General features: G+C 47.8%; 17 protein-coding genes. 12 read left to right on the forward strand and 5 right to left on the reverse strand.

Features of this window, described 5'->3' with window-relative positions; all coding sequences use genetic code 11:
- Positions 1-14: 14 nt before the first annotated feature.
- The 6 genes from ACFS25_RS08885 to ACFS25_RS08910 all read left to right on the forward strand — a co-directional run bounded on the left by ACFS25_RS08885 (position 15) and on the right by ACFS25_RS08910 (position 4,300).
- Positions 15-512 carry a YybH family protein gene (locus ACFS25_RS08885; protein WP_381498847.1) on the forward strand — a complete coding sequence of 166 codons (498 nt, stop codon included), beginning with the start codon at positions 15-17 and terminating at the stop codon, positions 510-512.
- A gap of 173 nt (positions 513-685) precedes the next feature.
- On the forward strand, positions 686-946 hold the full coding sequence (locus ACFS25_RS08890) for a 3'-5' exonuclease family protein (protein WP_381498850.1): 261 nt from the start codon (positions 686-688) through the stop codon (positions 944-946).
- Between the two features lie 292 nt (positions 947-1,238).
- A complete protein-coding gene (gene arr / locus ACFS25_RS08895; RefSeq protein WP_381500831.1) occupies positions 1,239-1,655 on the forward strand; it encodes an NAD(+)--rifampin ADP-ribosyltransferase in 417 nt (138 codons plus the stop codon).
- A gap of 224 nt (positions 1,656-1,879) precedes the next feature.
- On the forward strand, positions 1,880-3,139 hold the full coding sequence (locus ACFS25_RS08900) for an MFS transporter (RefSeq protein ID WP_381498853.1): 1,260 nt from the start codon (positions 1,880-1,882) through the stop codon (positions 3,137-3,139).
- The gene (locus tag ACFS25_RS08905; protein WP_381498856.1) at positions 3,139-3,561 is read left to right on the forward strand and encodes a hypothetical protein; all 423 of its coding nucleotides are present in this window, start codon (positions 3,139-3,141) and stop codon (positions 3,559-3,561) included. The genes ACFS25_RS08900 and ACFS25_RS08905 overlap by 1 nt, the downstream gene beginning before the upstream one ends.
- Positions 3,548-4,300 carry a class I SAM-dependent methyltransferase gene (locus tag ACFS25_RS08910; protein WP_381498860.1) on the forward strand — a complete coding sequence of 251 codons (753 nt, stop codon included), beginning with the start codon at positions 3,548-3,550 and terminating at the stop codon, positions 4,298-4,300. Before ACFS25_RS08905 ends, ACFS25_RS08910 begins: the two co-directional genes overlap by 14 nt.
- A 96-nt stretch (positions 4,301-4,396) precedes the next feature.
- On the opposite strand, the gene hslU is transcribed toward ACFS25_RS08910, so the two are convergent.
- Entirely contained in the window at positions 4,397-5,788 is a 1,392-nt protein-coding gene (hslU, locus tag ACFS25_RS08915) for an ATP-dependent protease ATPase subunit HslU (protein ID WP_381498862.1), read from the reverse strand.
- Between the two features lie 152 nt (positions 5,789-5,940).
- Here hslU and ACFS25_RS08920 point away from each other — a divergent pair, with 152 nt between their 5' ends.
- Positions 5,941-7,818, forward strand: coding sequence for a beta-N-acetylhexosaminidase (locus tag ACFS25_RS08920; RefSeq protein ID WP_381498865.1), 1,878 nt, complete (start codon positions 5,941-5,943; stop codon positions 7,816-7,818).
- Between the two features lie 83 nt (positions 7,819-7,901).
- Here ACFS25_RS08920 and porQ read toward each other — a convergent pair whose 3' ends face one another.
- Complete coding sequence (gene porQ / locus ACFS25_RS08925; RefSeq protein ID WP_381498867.1) at positions 7,902-8,975, reverse strand: type IX secretion system protein PorQ; 1,074 nt, start codon at positions 8,973-8,975, stop codon at positions 7,902-7,904.
- Between the two features lie 163 nt (positions 8,976-9,138).
- Here porQ and ACFS25_RS08930 point away from each other — a divergent pair, with 163 nt between their 5' ends.
- Positions 9,139-10,725 (forward strand): acyl-CoA carboxylase subunit beta, encoded by a 1,587-nt coding sequence (locus ACFS25_RS08930; RefSeq protein ID WP_381498870.1) that lies wholly within the window; start codon positions 9,139-9,141, stop codon positions 10,723-10,725.
- Between the two features lie 320 nt (positions 10,726-11,045).
- On the opposite strand, the gene ACFS25_RS08935 is transcribed toward ACFS25_RS08930, so the two are convergent.
- On the reverse strand, positions 11,046-12,248 hold the full coding sequence (locus ACFS25_RS08935; RefSeq protein WP_381498873.1) for an aspartate aminotransferase family protein: 1,203 nt from the start codon (positions 12,246-12,248) through the stop codon (positions 11,046-11,048).
- Between the two features lie 50 nt (positions 12,249-12,298).
- Between ACFS25_RS08935 and ACFS25_RS08940 the strand changes: the two genes are divergently transcribed.
- Positions 12,299-13,495: a hypothetical protein gene (locus tag ACFS25_RS08940; RefSeq protein ID WP_381498875.1), complete on the forward strand. Its 1,197-nt coding sequence runs from the start codon at positions 12,299-12,301 to the stop codon at positions 13,493-13,495.
- 262 nt (positions 13,496-13,757) lie between these two features.
- Entirely contained in the window at positions 13,758-15,440 is a 1,683-nt protein-coding gene (locus ACFS25_RS08945; protein WP_381498878.1) for a sodium:solute symporter, read from the forward strand.
- Positions 15,441-15,674: 234 nt separating this feature from the next.
- Here ACFS25_RS08945 and ACFS25_RS08950 read toward each other — a convergent pair whose 3' ends face one another.
- Together ACFS25_RS08950 and ACFS25_RS08955 are read right to left on the reverse strand one after the other, a co-directional pair.
- On the reverse strand, positions 15,675-16,094 hold the full coding sequence (locus ACFS25_RS08950) for a hypothetical protein (protein ID WP_381498880.1): 420 nt from the start codon (positions 16,092-16,094) through the stop codon (positions 15,675-15,677).
- A gap of 225 nt (positions 16,095-16,319) precedes the next feature.
- Complete coding sequence (locus tag ACFS25_RS08955; protein WP_381498883.1) at positions 16,320-17,222, reverse strand: DUF2911 domain-containing protein; 903 nt, start codon at positions 17,220-17,222, stop codon at positions 16,320-16,322.
- A gap of 63 nt (positions 17,223-17,285) precedes the next feature.
- On the opposite strand from ACFS25_RS08955, the gene ACFS25_RS08960 reads away from it, so the two are divergent.
- The gene (locus tag ACFS25_RS08960; protein ID WP_381498886.1) at positions 17,286-17,822 is read left to right on the forward strand and encodes an NUDIX hydrolase; all 537 of its coding nucleotides are present in this window, start codon (positions 17,286-17,288) and stop codon (positions 17,820-17,822) included.
- A gap of 82 nt (positions 17,823-17,904) precedes the next feature.
- Complete coding sequence (locus tag ACFS25_RS08965) at positions 17,905-18,306, forward strand: hypothetical protein (RefSeq protein ID WP_381498888.1); 402 nt, start codon at positions 17,905-17,907, stop codon at positions 18,304-18,306.
- Positions 18,307-18,349: the final 43 nt, after the last annotated feature.

Here is an 18,349-nt window from a genome sequence, read left to right on the forward strand (position 1 = left end):
TCAATCTACCAAACATGAAGTACGTATTCCCTCTTTTACTCATTATTGTTCTGATGTCATCGTGTCGTACTCGTGTTGAGAGTCCTCGTTCCATGAATCCCACGGCAGCTATGCGCCAGAAAGCCATTGACGAAATTCGGGAAGCTGATCAGAATTTTAGCATTTTATCCGAAAAACAAGGCATGGCTAAAGCTTTTACTACGTATGCCTCCGACGATGTTATTAAACTAAACGATGGTGCCGAACCCACCGTTGGCTTCGACTCACTTCGGGCGCAGATGAGTCGCCTACCCGCTGATGGTCCCGTTTTGACTTGGCAAGTACTCAAAGCTGACGCGGCCCAGTCGGGCGAGTTGGGGTACACGTTTGGGCAATGGATGTTAACCAAAAAAGACTATTCGGGCAAACGGAGCACCCAATATGGCGTTTACGTGACCGTATGGAAACGCCAGCGTGATGGTCAGTGGCGGTTTGTGGTTGACGGAGGGAATAATACGCCGGAACCTAAATAGGTCTTTGCTATAACTTCTTTAGTTTTCAGTTGCTGTGCTTCGGGTTACTGAGCAGGGGCATAAAAGGTATCGTCTAATTGTCACCCTTGTATTTAGATTTGGGCGTACTCGTAAAATATACGTATATCCACGAGTAAATTGTTACCTTAAAACGATACATTTAAAAAACGAATATGGAAAAATGCTTCGTAATTCAACCTTTTGATAACGATAAATTTGACAAAAAATTTGCTGACATCTTTGAGCCAGCAATAATTAAAGCAGGTTTTGATGCTTACCGAATAGATAAGGATTTGAGTGTAAGAATTCCAATTGACGAAATTGAAAAAGGAATTTCTGAAAGTGCAATCTGCTTTGCCGAAATCACAGCAGACACTAAACAGGAGAAAACTGGATTTTATCAAATCAACAGTTACTTCGGTTTCGTAGGATAAAACCCGACCAAACAAGTTTAGCAGATGACCTTCCATTTTGACAAGCTGAGAAGAAAGAGTAGTCTCCAATAGGGTTTTACAATAGTGGGCTGACGAACACCGGCTCACGTCAAGTTTTTCAATTTGGCATCGGCCACCCGGTTAGCTTTAGTACAAGAGTTGGTCTGAAGTTCCCCACCATTGGCAAGCTCTAAACCGTTAGCGGTTATTACAACTGACACACGAGCAGACACGAAAAGACATTCACAAACATATAACGACAATGAAAGCAACCAGAGGTGAGGACAAGTCAATAGAGCCTACTTACGACCTGAGTTCACAGAGGTTCTATCATGGCACTAAGGCCAATCTGAAGCCGGGAGATCTGATTGAGCCCGGCTTTAATTCAAACTATGGTAAGAGAAAAAAGGCGTCCTATGTCTATCTAAGTGCCACTTTGGATGCTGCTACTTGGGGAGCTGAACTTGCCTTGGGCGAAGGATCCGGCAGAATTTATACAGTAGAGCCGACAGGCCCGATTGAAGATGACCCCAATTTGACGGACAAGAAGTACCCCGGAAATCCAACAAAGTCATACCGCTCTAAGAATCCGCTTCGGGTCTCTGGTGAGGTCACAGATTGGCAAGGCCACTCCCCAGAACAGCTCAAGGCCATGAAGGAACACTTGGAGCGACTTAAGCAACTTGCTATTGAGGCAATCGAGGATTGAGTAAAAATGTGAAGATAGATTTGATAGTTCAAATACCTAAAATAACGAACCGCTAACATCGGTTTGGCAAAACGGCGGGTGAGGAAATTCGTAGAAGCATTTACGGTTCGCCGTTGCGGTGCAAAGTTCAGAAACAAAACACCGCGAAGCGACCGTAAACTGCTAGGTTTATCATCACCTTCGCTAAAATCTTTGTAAATTCGAGCGAACAAAATCAAGTTATTTTGGTCGTTCGCTCACTTTTTACACGACGGGCTTCGCGCGGCCCCTCTCTTTACACGCTCTCGTTCTGGTTACTTTCTGTTAGTAACTTTCTGTTTTCGGCCAGCTTTTCGATGATGATTCCCGAATTGCCCGCCTACCTGACAAAACTGGGAGGCAAGGAATATATCGGATTTATCATCGCGCTCTTCACATTGACGGCAGGGTTCTCCCGGCCATTCAGCGGCAAAATTACCGACACCGTTGGCCGGGTTCCAGTTATGGCTTTCGGCTCAATTGTGTGCTTTGTCTGTGGTTTTCTATACCCTTATCTGCTTACGGTTGGGGGCTTTCTCACGCTCCGGCTTATTCATGGTTTTTCGACCGGTACCAAGCCCACAGCTACCTCAGCTTACGTTGCAGACATTGTACCGTCTACGCGCCGGGGCGAAGCAATGGGTATGTTGGGGCTATTTACTGCAACGGGTATGTCGCTTGGCCCAGCTATTGGTAGCTGGTTGGCCAAGGATTTTTCCATGAATGTTATGTTCTGGACTTCGTCGGCATTTGCGTTGTTGTCAATTGGGATTTTACTCCAAATGCCAGAGACATTGGCTAATCCACAGCCGTTCCGGCTTAGCCTGTTAAAACTAAAGAAGAACGAAATTTTCGATAAAAAGGCTCTTCCGCCATTTATTGTGCTGTTGCTACAGTCGTTCTCTTCGGGGGTGATATTAACGATCATTTCAGAGCTTAGTACACCGCTCGGTATCACGAATAATGGCTTGTTCTTTACCGTTTATACGGTGGCGTCTCTGGGTGTTCGATTGCTATTTAGCCGAACATCTGACCGGTATGGGCGGATTCCCGTATTATTTATCTCAACGGTAGTGCTTGCCATTTCGATGGGGATGCTAATTATCACCGATTCGACGGTCTGGTTTTGGACATCGGCTGTTTGCTACGGAATGTCGTGGGGGATGAACTCACCAACAGTAACAGCCTGGACTGCCGATTTGAGCGATGAGAAAACGCGGGGTCGAGCTATGGCTACGATGTATATTGCTCTTGAAGCGGGCATTGGTATAGGCGCCTTGACAGCAGGCTGGCTGCATAACCATATTGCTGGCGAATCGGGGATAGATGCTTCATTTGCCGTAGCGGGCGGACTGGCGTTAGCGGCTGTTGCCTACCTGGGTTGGTTTTGGCGAAAAGGTCAGCAGACTCTTCGTCATAAAATGAATGAGGCCGACGAAGTAGCCTTACTTGATGGCGAACCGTGATGGATGAGTTGGAGCCAAAAATCCGCCCGCTAGTTGAGGCAATCGCCAACACCGGGCTGGTTCGCACGTTTTCGAGTTGCGAAGGGCATTATTCTCCCAATGAACAGACGCTGGTTGATCGTAATCATGCCGAAGTTAGATTCATACCGGCCGAGGGCGTTCCAGTAGAAGACATTGAAAAGCTGCTGGCTTACTTATTAACCCGCTTCAAAACTCAGTATGGCCTGATTCCGGTAAACGTGACGGCTCACAAACGCTACACACCACTCGCCGACGAAGTCGTTGAGGAAACTTTCGTGTTGGAACTGCGGCCCTTCAATCGTTTCGATTCGCCCGACCGTAAGCGGGCCGATACCGATCGGGCCATTGACCAGGTTATTTACCTACTATCTCTTTACCCTACACGCAATGAACTGGAATAGTGAATCATATACGCAGAAACATTCGTTCGTTTACCAATTTGGAGAAGGGCTGCTTGACCTGCTCAACCCGCAGCCGGGCGAACGGATTCTCGATCTTGGTTGTGGCTCTGGCGAACTGACGCAACACATAGCCGAACGAGGTGCTCAGGTTGTTGGAATTGATTCGTCGGCGGAGATGCTGGCAAAAGCACACGCACAGTTTCCAGCACTTGAGTTGCGTCAAATGGATGCGACTAACTTCACATTCACCGAGAAATTCGACGCTATATTTTCCAACGCCGTGTTACACTGGGTTAGTGATTATGAAGCTGTTGTTCGGCAGATGGCTGCTGCGTTGAGACCGGCTGGCCGATTAGTGGTTGAATTTGGGGGCCAATATAATGTAGCGGCTATAGTTAGGGCGGTAGCCCGGCAGCTAACGGCTCATGGGTACGACTTTAAACCCTTCTGGTTTTTTCCATCCATTGGCGAATACGCGCCCGTTCTCGAGCGGAATGGATTTGCCGTTAAGCTGGCGCAACACTATGATCGCGAGACCTTGTTAAGTGATCCGCAAACGGGTTTGATCGACTGGATTGAGCAGTTTGGCGCGTATTTTTTTGAAGGAGTACGTTCCGAGGATAAAGCCGCTATTCTGGAAAATGTTAACATGGAGTTGCGTTCAACACACTTTCGTGACGGGCGTTGGTATGCCGACTATAAGCGCATACGAATTATAGCGGAGCGAACCGTATCGTAAGACTGAATCCGCCTAGCCGATAAATTATAGGTTTCTGTGGTGGCAGTTTTGAGAAACTGCCACCACAGAAACCTACCTTCCGGGATGGAGTCAACACTACAAAATGAATTGGCTCAAATCGCGGTTTTTGACTAATCCGTTTAATTTTTCGTTGACAAGATCCTTGGTGACAACAACGTGTGCGTTGGCGCCAATTACGTCAGGAATATCGAACATGAAGTCGTTCATGAGGTGGCTAAGCACCGTTTGTAGCCGGCGTGCGCCAATGTTTTCGACTTCACCATTTACCTCAAAAGCAATCCGGGCTATTTCGCGCAGGGAATCATCCTGAAATGTAAGGCCAACATTTTCGGCTTCTAACATAGCTTCGTACTGCTTTGTGAGGGCGTTTTTTGGCTCTTTCAAAATGTGGTAAAAGTCATCTTCCGACAAACTTTGCAGTTCGACCCGGATAGGAAAACGGCCCTGCAATTCGGGAATCAGGTCGCTGGGTTTAGCAACGTGAAAGGCTCCAGCCGCAATGAATAAAATATGGTCGGTATGAATAACGCCATATTTAGTGTTCACTGCGCTACCTTCCACAATCGGGAGCAGATCGCGCTGTACGCCCTCGCGACTAACATCGGGGCCACCCCCACCGTTGCCTGATCGGGCAGAGGCTACCTTGTCAATCTCGTCGATGAAAATAATTCCGGCATCTTCGGCTTTTCGGATGGCTTCTTCCTTCACCTCGTCCATGTCAATGAGCTTGGCGGCTTCTTCTTCCAGTAGAATTTTACGAGCTTCGGCGATGGTCACTTTACGTTTTTTGCCGCGCTTAGGCATCATACCGCCAATCATTTCCTGAATGTTCATCATCGACATATCATCGACTGCACCACCCATAACACCAATGTTTGGCGTTTGTGTCTGCTGCACGTCGATCTCAATTTTGCGGTCATCCATTTCACCGGAGCGGATCTTATCACGGAAACGTTCGCGGGTGCGTTCGTTCAACTCTGCGTCAGAATCTTTTTTCTCATTGTCGAAACCCAGTTGACTGCTGCCGTTGGCGGGCTTGACGGGTGGGATCAAAATGTCCAGAATGGCATCTTCAACTAACTGTTGAGCTCTGACTTGTACGGCCTCTTTTTTAGCGGCCCGCACCATATTGACTGATTGCTCAACCAGGTCGCGCACCATGCTTTCAACATCCCGGCCAACATAACCGACTTCGGTGAATTTTGAGGCTTCAACTTTAATAAAAGGAGCATCGGCAATTTTTGCCAGCCGCCGGGCAATTTCGGTTTTACCAACGCCTGTTGCCCCAATCATAAGAATATTGTTGGGGGTAATTTCGCGTTGCATATCGGCTGAACTGTTCATTCGGCGCCAGCGGTTGCGCAGGGCAATGGCCACGTTACGCTTGGCATCGTTCTGGCCAATAATGTACTGGTCTAACTCAGCAACAATTTGCCGGGGTGTAAGGTCTTTTAATGATTGGGTCATTGAGGAAAATGGAGTGCATTATGCTCCCTGTCAAAGAAACGCAGGAAACGGGAAAATGTGCCAATGGGGTATAGTAAATTTGGATGTTGGTTCTCTTGTCATTAAAATTTTGACCAAACTTGCCCTACATATAGTTATTAATCACTCGCAACATGAATCTTAGTCGCTTATTTCTTTTTATTATTTGCATTGCCTCTGCCCGCGCTCAGTCACCAATTAATTTAATTCCGCAGCCCGTCAGTATACTGCCGCAGAATGGCATTTTCACCCTCAACAAAAAGACAACAATTCAGTATAATCAAGCTGAAGGGCGGGCTGTCGCCGATATACTCAGTCAACAATTAAACAGGCCAACTGGTTTTGGACTAGTCGCGAAGTCGGGCCAGACTGGCACAATTCAACTCAATCTGACCAGTACGCCCGATGCCCAGCTTGGTCAGGAAGGGTATCGACTCGATGTCTCAGCAAAAGGGGTACTTATTACAGCCAATCGCCCGGCTGGGTTGTTCTATGGGATACAGACACTAACTCAACTCCTGCCGAAAGAAATTGAGGGTAAAGACGCTGCAACGAGAACGTGGACGTTGCCCGCTGTCAAAATTACTGATTACCCGCGCTTCGGCTGGCGGGGTATTATGCTCGACGTAAGCCGTCATTTTTTTACGAAAGATGAGGTAAAGCAATATATCGACCAGCTTGCGAAACTGAAATTTAACACGTTCCACTGGCATCTCACCGACGATAACGGTTGGCGCATTGAAATCAAATCATTGCCAAGACTGACCGAAGTAGGTGCATGGCGGGTGGCTCGATCAGGGCATTATGGCGACCTGGCCGAGCCAAAACCCGGCGAACCAGCCACCTATGGCGGATTCTACACGCAAAACGATATTCGGGAGGTTGTCGCTTATGCACAAGCGCGTAACGTGACGATAGTGCCCGAAATTGATGTGCCGGGTCACAGCATGGCAGCTCTGGCAGCTTATCCGGAATTAAGCTGCACTAAAGCAGCCGTTAGCGTTAATCCCGGAACGCCTTTCTCGGAATGGTACGGCAATGGCACCTTTAAAATGAAAGTGGAAAATACGCTGAATCCGTCGGATGAGAAAGTGTATGACTTCTTAGACAAGGTGTTTACCGAAGTGGCCGCGCTTTTCCCAAATCCGTATATTCACGTTGGGGGCGATGAGTGCTACAAAGGTTATTGGGCACAGAATCCTGGTTGTCAGGCGTTAATGAAGCAACTGAATCTTCGGCACGTCGAAGATTTGCAGGGATACTTCATGGGTCGCGTCGAGAAAATTCTGATGGCAAAAGGCAAGAAATTGTTGGGGTGGGACGAAATTTTAGAGGGCGGTATTTCGTCGGGGGCTACCGTAATGAGCTGGCGGGGCATTAAAGGTGGTATAGAAGCTGCTCAGGCCGGTCACAACGTTGTGATGACGCCCAGCACTTTTGCGTATCTGGATTACGTACAGGGTGACCCCACTATTGAGCCACCCATCTATGCTGCCCTGCGCACCCGGACAAGCTACGGGTATGAGCCTGTTCCCGATGGAGTAGATGCCAAGTATATTTTGGGTGGTCAGGGAAACCTCTGGACAGAGCAAATACCGACTCTCCGCTATGCCGAATACATGACCTATCCGCGTGGCTGGGCACTGGCAGAAGTCTTTTGGTCGCCTAAAGAAGTGAAAAACTGGCCTAATTTCGTGCAGCGCATGGAAACGCATTTTGAGCGTGCCGATGTTGCCAAAATCAATTATTCACGTGCTATATACGATGCCATTATTAAGACGACTAAGAATGGTGACAAATTACGGCTTGAACTAGAAGGCGAAATTCCGGGCCTGGACATCTATTATACGATCGATGATACCATGCCGGACCAGTTCTCCACTCGATACACTCAACCCATCGACCTACCCGACGGTCCAATTACACTCCGTACAATAACGTACCGCTCCGGGAAACCCATTGGTCACCTAATCACGCTGTCCCGCGATGCGTTGCAAAAGCGGGCTAGATAATTGTGACAGATTTGGTACTCGGGTATGATTTGTTTGCCCGATTACTGAATCCAAACGTATTCCGTTGATTATACCCAGAGGGGCTATTTGTTTAGAATTTGATCTAAGTCTATTCGTAGCGATAACTGGCTGGTACCCGCTGTGGGGATTGATGTAAACCGGCCATAAGTCAACTGAAAACCTCGTGCTTGTACCGACGCCCCAAACGAAATACCCGTTCCTGTGAAGGTGGTTCCACCTAGGCTACTTCCGCTTGTCGTGAGTTTGCCTTCTGCCCGTTTCTGGTGGCTATAACCCACTAACAGATGTACATTTCGATGGATCAGCAATTCGGCTCCAACAATCAGATGCCGGGCTATTTTCTCCGTTACGCTGGTCGTTTGTGGAATGGGATTGCCGCTGAGATCATACGTAGTATTAAGATTCGGATCATTGTAGGCGATATCAAAGCGTTGCAGATGGTGAGCAGTAACGGTTAGTCGGATAGGTGCATGCTGGGGTTTTATAGTCATTCCAGCCTGCAAATCGAAGGGTAGATTGGCATCTGTCGGGCCATAGTTTTTGATAAGATAACCGACATTTTTGGCGACCAGCCCGAAGCTTAAATCCCTTTTTGGGTGTCTCCAGATTCCACCAAAATCGCCTAAAATGCCAAAGGCGGAGTACATCTCAATAGATGAGCCGACTGCTTTAATGGTGGCACCGAGCGTAAAATTGCCTTCTGTGCGGGCGTGGGTGAGGCTTAGCGCATAATCGTTAGCCGAAAACGTACCCAATGAATTGCCCATCGGGTCTGTCTGGTTAAACTGGCCATAACTGAGATATTGCAACCCGACTGCCCATCCAGAATGCCGGTCTGGATCCTTATTTTGTATGGGCAAGCCATACTGGAGAGTATAGTATTTGGCCGCAGCCAGATAAGGCATCAGACTGATGGACAATTGATTTTTGCGGACAGAATCGGCTAGAGCGGGGTTGTTGAGTTGATAGGCACCGTCGGGGCTGACCGCCGTAGCGACTTGCCCACCGAGAGCCGCAACACGAGCGTGTGTGGGTAGGTCTAGAAAAGAAAAGATGCGCTGTCCGCCGATAGATTGGGCGATTGCAAACAAGGGCCACATCAGTACGAGACTAGTAAAAATAAATCGAGTTCTCAAGCGGCAGTTATTCGCAGTTTGCTACAAAGAAACGCGAATTTTTGCCCCATTGGAAACTAGGGAACCGTAATTTGTCCAATGGGTAGTCTGGAAAAAGCAAAATCGTTGGAATCCGTAAGAAAAATTAACTTTGTTAACACTTGACTTCGCTAAGGCCAACCTCATGTCTACTGAAACCCGTTCAGAGTCCAATCCTATCAACATTCCCAAGCTGTCTAAAACCGACGTTCTGGCCCAAAAAAATGCCGAAGCCGAACTCGGTGGTGGCCAGAAACGCATTGATGCCCAACACACTAAAGGTAAATTGACGGCTCGAGAACGCATTGCACTGCTGATGGACGAAGGCTCGTTTGAGGAGATCGGTAAGTTTGTAATGCACCGCACCCGCGATTTCGGGATGGATAAAGAACACTACCTCGGCGATGGAGTCGTAACGGGTTATGGAACGGTAGACGGACGATTAGTGTACGTTTTTGCGCAGGATTTTACGGTTTTCGGGGGTGCATTGTCGGAAACCCACGCTGAAAAAATTTGTAAACTCATGGATTTGGCACTGCAAAACGGTGCTCCCCTGATCGGTCTCAATGATTCTGGTGGTGCCCGGATTCAGGAAGGAGTTCTCTCCTTGGCGGGTTACGCCGATATTTTTTACCGAAACACGCGGGCATCAGGGGTTATTCCGCAACTGTCAGCCGTCATGGGACCCTGTGCGGGCGGGGCCGTTTATAGTCCGGCTATTACAGACTTTATTTTCATGGTCGAGCATACGAGCTATATGTTTGTGACCGGCCCAAATGTGGTAAAGACGGTTACGCACGAGACCGTTACAGCCGAAGAACTGGGGGGAGCCAGCACGCATAGCACCAAATCAGGCGTGACCCATTTTGCCTGTGCCAACGAACTGGCCTGCATTCAAAGCCTCAAGCGCTTACTTAGCTACGTTCCGCAAAACTGCGAAGATGAACCGCCGATGCTTAGTTATGAGCCATCGGATGAGTCGCGTCCTACACTCAACACGATCATTCCTACCAATCCAAACCAGCCCTACGACATGCGGGAGGTGATTGAGGAACTAGTCGATGGAGGGAGTTTTATGGAGGTTCACCAGAATTTTGCCGAGAATATTGTTGTGGGTTTTGCTCGAATTGGGGGGCGAAGCATTGGCGTAGTTGGTAACCAACCGGCTGTATTAGCGGGTGTACTCGACATCAACGCCAGTACCAAAGCTGCCCGCTTTGTGCGCTTCTGCGACTGTTTTAATGTGCCGCTTTTAGTACTCGAAGATGTGCCCGGTTTCTTGCCCGGTACCGATCAAGAATGGAATGGTATTATTACAAACGGGGCAAAATTGCTATTTGCCTTTTGTGAAGCCACTGTTCCCCGTGTTACGGTTATTACCCGCAAAGCATACGGTGGTGCCTACGATGTGATGAATTCCAAGCACATTGGAGCCGACCTGAACTATGCCTGGCCTTCAGCCGAAATTGCCGTAATGGGCGCTAGTGGGGCCGCCGAAATTATTTTTAAACGCGAAATTGCCGAAGCCGACGACCCACAGGCTAAGTTGCAGGAGAAAGTGCTGGACTACACCGAGAAGTTCGCCAATCCCTACCGGGCTGCGCACCGGGGGTACGTTGATGAGGTTATCATGCCCGACCAGACCCGCCAGAAACTAATTCGGGCATTCAAAATGCTGGAAAATAAAGTAGCAACCCTACCGAAGAAAAAACACGGCAACATTCCCCTGTAATACACAAATTATTAAATAAGCTTCTCCGGTCTGTGTCTGCACAAACTTATTGGCGGTAACTATTGCTGATAGGATAGCCACCTGTGGGCTACAGACTGGAGAAGTACAATGTGACCTATTTATCGAACTTGATTTTTGGCAGATGAAATGGTGTACAATAAAGCGTCAATTACCGCTGTGTACCAATCGGGAAAGCCTACTCTTACTATGACGAATCAAACACCAAAAAAGGAAGGAAGCTTACTTAAAACTGTGCTGATTGGCCTGCTGATTATTTTTGGAATAGCGCTGCTGCTTGGAACACTATCGGTGTTGTTTCCTTAGGCCAGAGTTACGCAATCAATGGCATCCAAAATTACCGAGCAGGCTTCCCGAATTTCATCATCGGTAATAATCAACGGTGGGGCAATGCGCATTGAATTATCACAAAACAGAAACCAATCCGTGATAACCCCGTTTTCTATAGCCCGGTCAATAACCTGCTTCAGAACAGCAAACGACTCAAACTCAACAGCCAGCATCAACCCCTTGCCACGCACCTCCCGAATGGCCGGGTGCTTCAGCAACTGCCTGAATAATTGACCTTTGGATTCGGCTTGGTCATAGAGTTTCTGTTCCTGAATTACCTGCAATGTTGCCAGCGAAGCCGCACATGAAACCGGATGACCGCCAAACGTGGTGATGTGACCCAAAATCGGGTTGTTTCTGAATACGCTCATGATCTCCGCCGAACTAATAAAAGCACCAATGGGCATACCGCCACCCATGCCTTTGGCACATAAGAGAATGTTAGGAATTACGCCAAAGTCTTCGAACGCCCAGAATGTTCCCGTCCGGCCAAAACCCGTCTGAATCTCGTCGAAAACCAGTAACGCACCTGTGTCGGTGCAGCGTTGGCGGACGGCCTGCAAGTATGCCGCGTCGGGTACACGAACGCCTGCTTCGCCCGCAACGACTTCCATTATAACGGCGGCTGTGCGGTGGCTGATCTGCTCAATATCATGCCAATTTCTGGGACGAATATGACGAATGTCGGGTAGGAGAGGACGGTAATTTCGTTTAAAATTTTCGTCGCCAGAGAGCGACAACGCGCCCTGCGTTGAGCCATGATAAGCATTGAAACAACTGACGATTTCGGTGCGACCCGTATAACGTTTCGCCAGTTTCATAGCCCCTTCTACGGCTTCGGTGCCCGAGTTGGTAAAGTAGACCGTGTTCAGGCTCGGTGGCAGCGTTTGGGTTAAGGCATGAGCCAGTTGAGTTTGTGGTGTTTGTACATATTCACCATAAACCATCAGGTGAAGATACTTATCCAACTGCTTCTGAATGGCTTCTAATACGCGCGGGTGCCGATGCCCGATATTACTAACGCCAATCCCCGAAATCAGATCCATGTAAGGCTTCTGATCGCTCTGTCCAAATAGATATATGCCTTCAGCCCGCTCAATTTCCAACCCTAATGGAAAATCGGAGGTCTGAGCTATATGCTCGAAAAATAACTGCCGGTTTGTCACCGTCTGCATAATGAAATTATCAATAAATAATACTTCTGTGAATCCTAACAACCCTAACCATGAAAACAGTTCTTCTTTTCCTGTTACTAAGCCCAGCTATGTTGTGGGCGCAACTAATCAAAATCGCTCCGCAAGACATGCAGCGAAAACAGTCGTACGTACTCCTGCACGATGGGTCGATGGTACGGGGGCGCATCGTTCGGCAGGATAGTTCGATTATTACGGTTATAAAACGGGATGGCGATCGGTCATTTATAGAGGCCGACCAAATTGTAACTATCTCGGCTACCCGCCTTGACATGGCCGTTCGTGCAGGTCAGGCACCCGCCACTATTTTTGTTTTGAAAGACGGCTCGCAGGTGGTCGGTAAATTTGTCCGTCGCGATAGTACGATGATTACCGTACGAAAGAAAAACGGGCAGCTGACCTATTTCGAGCCTGAATTACTCGTCCGCGTTGATACCATTAGCCTGGAATCGGCTGATTTTTCTTTAGCCACTGGTCCCAAATTTCCAAATCGCTTTTCGCCCTGGTTGACAATGGGCGTGACTGCTTATAATCCCGAAAAAGGGCGATTTTATTATCGCAATACATTTCTGCTTCTGAATGAATTTGATTACGGCATTACGCGTAACTGGAGCGTTGGTGCCAATTTTATTACACCAAGTTCTTTTCTGTCCAGTGTTAACAACAATACATTTAACGGGTATTTTCAATCTCATTCCCGACTGTTTTCAAAATTTAGCGTACAGGTTAGTAATCAATTTAGAGTAGGATTGAATGTGCTATATAAGGATGGAGCTGTTAGTAATACATACAAGAGGGGGTCACTCACGTTTCAGGCTCTTGGCTCTTTTGGTACCAGTCAACAAAATGTAACGCTTGGGTATGGTTTGGTTAGCCGTGGCGCACAGCATATTTATCAATACCAATCTATGTATTACTCGTCGGTACCCGTGTACATTGATGTTCACACGCCTAACCAGTCGTTTCTGACGTTGGGAATCATGCAGAAAGTGTCACCTTCTCTAACACTCATCAGCGATAGTAGAGTCAATTTGGGAACGTACAATTATTATTATGATGACAATAGTGAGCAGGTTTCTTTATCGTTTGCACTCCGGCTTGACCGCCAACGTCATGCCTTTGATCTGGGTTTAACCGGTTTAGTCTATAATAATAACTATTACAGCTACGGTAAACAGGTACGTTTTTTGCCATATCTCGGCTATAACCTGATCATTGGCAAACCGTAACCATTTTGGCCCTCACATCTAATTCTATCATTACCTTTACTCCCTATGCTAATTTGGAAGTAATATGTTCTGTGGGATAATCTGACCCGTTACGCCAATTTCCGCTATTTTAGCCGTTATAGTCAGATAAGACACCTTTTATGCCTGAGAATCCTACCGATTTACCCCCTTTTGCCCGATCATGGACGCAGCTTTACGCGATCGTTATTGGTAGTTTAGTTGCCGAAATCCTATTTTTTTATGGTCTAATGCGCTGGTTATCATGAGCGTAATTGACTGGAGTGTCTTAGCTTTGGCGTTGGTCGGCATTATGGCCTATGGCTTGTGGCGAAGCCGGGGTAGCCGTAGCATGGACGATTATTTGCTGGCGGGGCAATCGCTACCCTGGTATCATGTGGGCCTGTCGGTAATGGCTACTCAGGCCAGTGCCGTCACGTTTTTGTCGGCGCCGGGGCAAGGGTTTACGGACGGAATGCGATTTGTACAATTCTATTTTGGTTTACCATTGGCAATGGTAGTGCTCTCCGTAACGTTCGTACCCATTTTTCATAAGCTGAAGATTTATACGGCCTACGAATTTCTCGAAACCCGTTTCGACATTCGCGTACGGACCCTCACAGCGGGGCTGTTCTTACTCCAGCGTGGTCTTTCGACGGGTTTGTCGATTTATGCCCCATCTATCATTCTCTCGACTATTTTAGGCTGGAATATCTATTGGACTAATTTACTTATGGGCGGTATGGTGCTCGTTTATACTGTAACGGGCGGCACAAAAGCCATATCGTATACCCACATTCAGCAAATGGCCATTGTTACGTTTGCAATGGCATTGGCTGGGTATCTGACGGTTAAAATGTTACCTGAGAGCGTCAGTTTCGTGGATGCCTTGCACGTAGCTGGCAAAGCTGGGCGCATGAACTTGATTGATTTGAAATTCGATCCGAGCAGTCGGTATAACCTTTGGTCGGGATTAATTGGTGGGTTCTTCCTTCAACTTTCTTATTTCGGCACCGACCAGTCGCAGGTAGGACGGTATCTAACGGGGCAGTCTATTGGCCAAAGTCGGCTGGGCTTGTTAATGAATGGTCTGTTAAAAGTGCCGATGCAGTTTCTGATTTTGCTGGTGGGCGTGCTGGTTTTTGTGTTTTACCAGTATAATCCATCGCCAACATTTTTTAATAAGCAGGAAACTGACCGGCTAAAAGAAAGCAAGTATGCACCTGCGTATCAACTTGCCGAAATCAAGCATCAAAACCTGACAACGCAACGGCAGCGGGCCGTAACTGATATGCAAGTGGCTTTGCAAACCGATAACGAGGCTGGGCAGGATGCAGCAGGCGTGGTGTTGCGCGAAACGGACGAGGCTCTCAAGCTGGTTAAAACCGACGTTACAAAACTTATTCAAAAAAATAATCCGGCTGCCGATACGAACGATGTTAACTACGTATTTCTGCGCTTCGTGCTAGACTACCTGCCGCATGGCCTGATTGGGTTGCTCATTGCCGTAATTTTCAGCGCATCGATGGGGTCTATTGCCTCCGCTTATAATTCACTGGCATCGACAACGGTAGTGGATGTTTATAAACGACTGATAAAGACCGACTCCGACGATACTCACTACCTACATGTATCTCGTTGGGCTACGGTGGGCTGGGGTGCATTCTGTATTGTGGTAGCGCAATTTGCCAATCGACTAGGCAGTATGATTGAGGCTGTCAATATTTTGGGATCGTTGTTTTACGGCGTTATCCTGGGCGTATTCGTGGTGGCATTTTACGTTAAATCCATTGGTGGCCGAGCCACATTCTGGGCGGCTATTATCGCCGAAGTGTTGGTTGTTGTCAGCTGGTATCTGGACCTGACAGCCTTTCTGTGGCTCAATGCCATTGGGTGTTTACTGGTTGTGGGCATTGCTTGGGTGCTACAACGAACCGTTACCCGTTAAACGCATAAGAAGCCCGACTAGCTGTAGCTTGTCCTTACCCAATTTTAGAAGAGAGCCGACCAGTTGGTCGGCTCTCTTTTTATGACTAACACCAGTTGCTTACCGCCCAGCTGGTAGACCTTACCCTGTAGCACGGCTTCACAACCTTACGTTTACTCGTTGAAGACGTCCTACTTGCGCCCCAGCTACCCGACTTCCAACGTTTGCGTAAGGACAAGCTGATTAGGCTGGTTTTTACAGACTGATGACCAGCCACGTTACCAGCAGGCCCGCGCCGGTGGCCAACCCTGAGGTCACCACACCCATACGGCGCGAGCGCAGCCACCCGCTTAGCCCGATGCTCAGCAGCAGAGCGTAGGCACCGAGTAGAAAGCCGAGTACGGCCAGAACCCGAGCTCCTCCGCTTTCGGGGGCGATGCTGGTGGGAGCTTGAGGGTGTAAGATGATAACGAGATTGGTGCAGGCCACCACTGCCACCACGAACGCCATGGATGCGAAGGCCGCACTGACGAGGGCCCAACTGATGGTGCGCTGAGGGGAGTTAAGGGCAAGCAGCGTGCCGAAGAAGGCTGCCGCAAAGCCCCCCAGAAAGGCGCTAAGCGAGCCAATTTGGCGGGCGATTTCAGCAAGGTATTCTGGGCGGAGCGTCTGCATTGGAGGGTTAGAGCGGGAGAAAAGGCTAGCAAGCTACATAAAAAAGCTATCCCGGACACATGGCCGGGATAGCTTTTTTATGTAGCTTGCTAGACGCTTGAGGATAACCGGTAGTTAAATTAAAGGGTGGCAAGCGCTTATTGCTGCTTAAACCAAACCGAGCATAAATTTGGGTAAGAACAAGCCACTCCGGCCGGGTTTCTTCTGCGTTTAAGAAAGTGTTGCTTATGCTTTTTTCTTGCCCTTCCCGCTTTTTATGCCAGGCATCGTTGTTATTTTGGCTTTATACTCTGCAAGGCTTTTCTCGATACCATCCTTGAAGAAAGTAAATGACTGATCATTGGACGATTGTCCGAGAGTAAGGGCTTTTTCTGCCAGGGGTATCGCATCTGTAAACTTACCCATTTTAGCCAGAATCTGTGACTTCACAGATAGGTTACGGAACGTTTCTTTCAGGGCAATCGACTTGTCTATCCAGCTTAATGCCTGGTCTAGGTTGCGGCCTTTCGAGAGATTATAATTAGCCGCTGCCTGCAAAACAGCTGCATCTTCAGGCTTTTCTGCCACGGCTTTGTCTACGTTAGCGGCTGAATTTGCATTGACATCCACACTCAAATCGGCAGTTGCTTTCACGTCAGCCCACATGATATTTAGTTTAGCGGTGCTGTCTGTCACATCACTAAAACCAATCGTGAACGTTTCGATTTTTTCACCACCCGTCACCGATTTGAGCGGGACGCGCAAGGCATCTTCCTCATGTTTGTAGGTCTGTTCGGTAACGGACTTGTCTTTATTGAAAATTAATGTCCAGTCACTTTTTTCAGGAATCGACATAATCGCGTAGGTTCCGGCGGGAAGTGTTTTTCCATTAACCATCAAATCGGTCGATGTTGTGAACGCCGTAGCCCCGTTTGCGCCTGTCCGCCAGACTTTGCTGGTAGGCACAAATGCATCGGTAAAGGGTGCGCGACCTTTTAGACTTGGGCGTGAGTAAGTAACGGTTAAGTCGGTTGTGCCGACGGTTTGCATAACAGATGCCCCAGGACTAGGTGACGGCAATTTAATTTGGGCGGTGGTTAACTGAGCAACTAAGCAAATGGTAGCTGCTGTAAGCGAAAGTTTGCGCATGATTGTCTATAGACTATTGAAAAATCAGCACAAATTGCGGCTTTTTAAGCGAAAACCCAACTTATGCACCGCGAACCATTGCTCTCGTTGCTACAACAGCACATCTCCGCCGATGCTACAGAGCAGGCTATGACACAGGCAACCATCGAGTTTGTTAAGGCGAACCCCTACTGCTTTGAGCGGTCATTGCTCACTGGTCACGTAACCGGATCAGCCTGGATTGTTAGCCCCGATCGCCAGCAAATTCTTCTCATTCATCATCGAAAACTTGACCGATGGTTGCAGCCCGGCGGTCATGCTGATGGTGACCCCAATGTGATGGCTGTAGCCTTGCGTGAAGCGCAGGAAGAGACAGGTTTGGCCTCCTTAACTGTTGTAACCGATGCTATTTTTGACGTAGATATTCATGAGATTCCCACTCGTAAGGATGTACCAGCGCATCTTCATTATGATATACGATTTTTGCTCGAAGCTGACCCAACAGAACCATTTGGCTCTTCTGAAGAAATTAATAATATTCAATGGTTTATACTAGAAAATGCCAAAGAACTCGTCAATTCTGAGTCTATTTTTAGGATGATGCGTAAAAATGTGCCTTAACTAAAAATATAGTGGTTATTTTAATTGTTTTTTTAATCTGGTACCACATTACTTTGTTAGACAACAAAACCATAAAATAGCCATGAAAATTGTAGCCGTTTTGCTTACTGGCATCAGCTTGATAGCGTTGTCAGAGCAAGCTTTTTCCCAATACGAAGGAGTGCGCAAGCCGCTAAATAACCCCCTATATTCCACTCATAATTATAAGCATCCAAATCAGGCTGCTGCCGCCCGTCGTTGGGAAAATAAAGCAGGTATTGATGTGAAACAACCGGCGTTGAGCGATACCCGTTTAGCCAACTATAAAAACCAGATGCCAAATACGAAGCCAGTTGGGGGTGTCACAATTGATCATACTCCTTCGGCGAGTTTAGCCGACCGGAATTATAAAATTCAGCGCGTAAATCAGCCAAAATCATCCGTTCCGGTTAATGAGTACTACGTTAAGAAACGCAAAAATGATAGTACGAACATTGGTGATTAAGTGCTTTGTGCTGTCCCAAAACATACATTAACTTAGTGCAATT

The organism is Spirosoma flavum, from assembly GCF_042686045.1.
Classification (GTDB): Bacteria; Bacteroidota; Bacteroidia; order Cytophagales; family Spirosomataceae; genus Spirosoma; species Spirosoma flavum.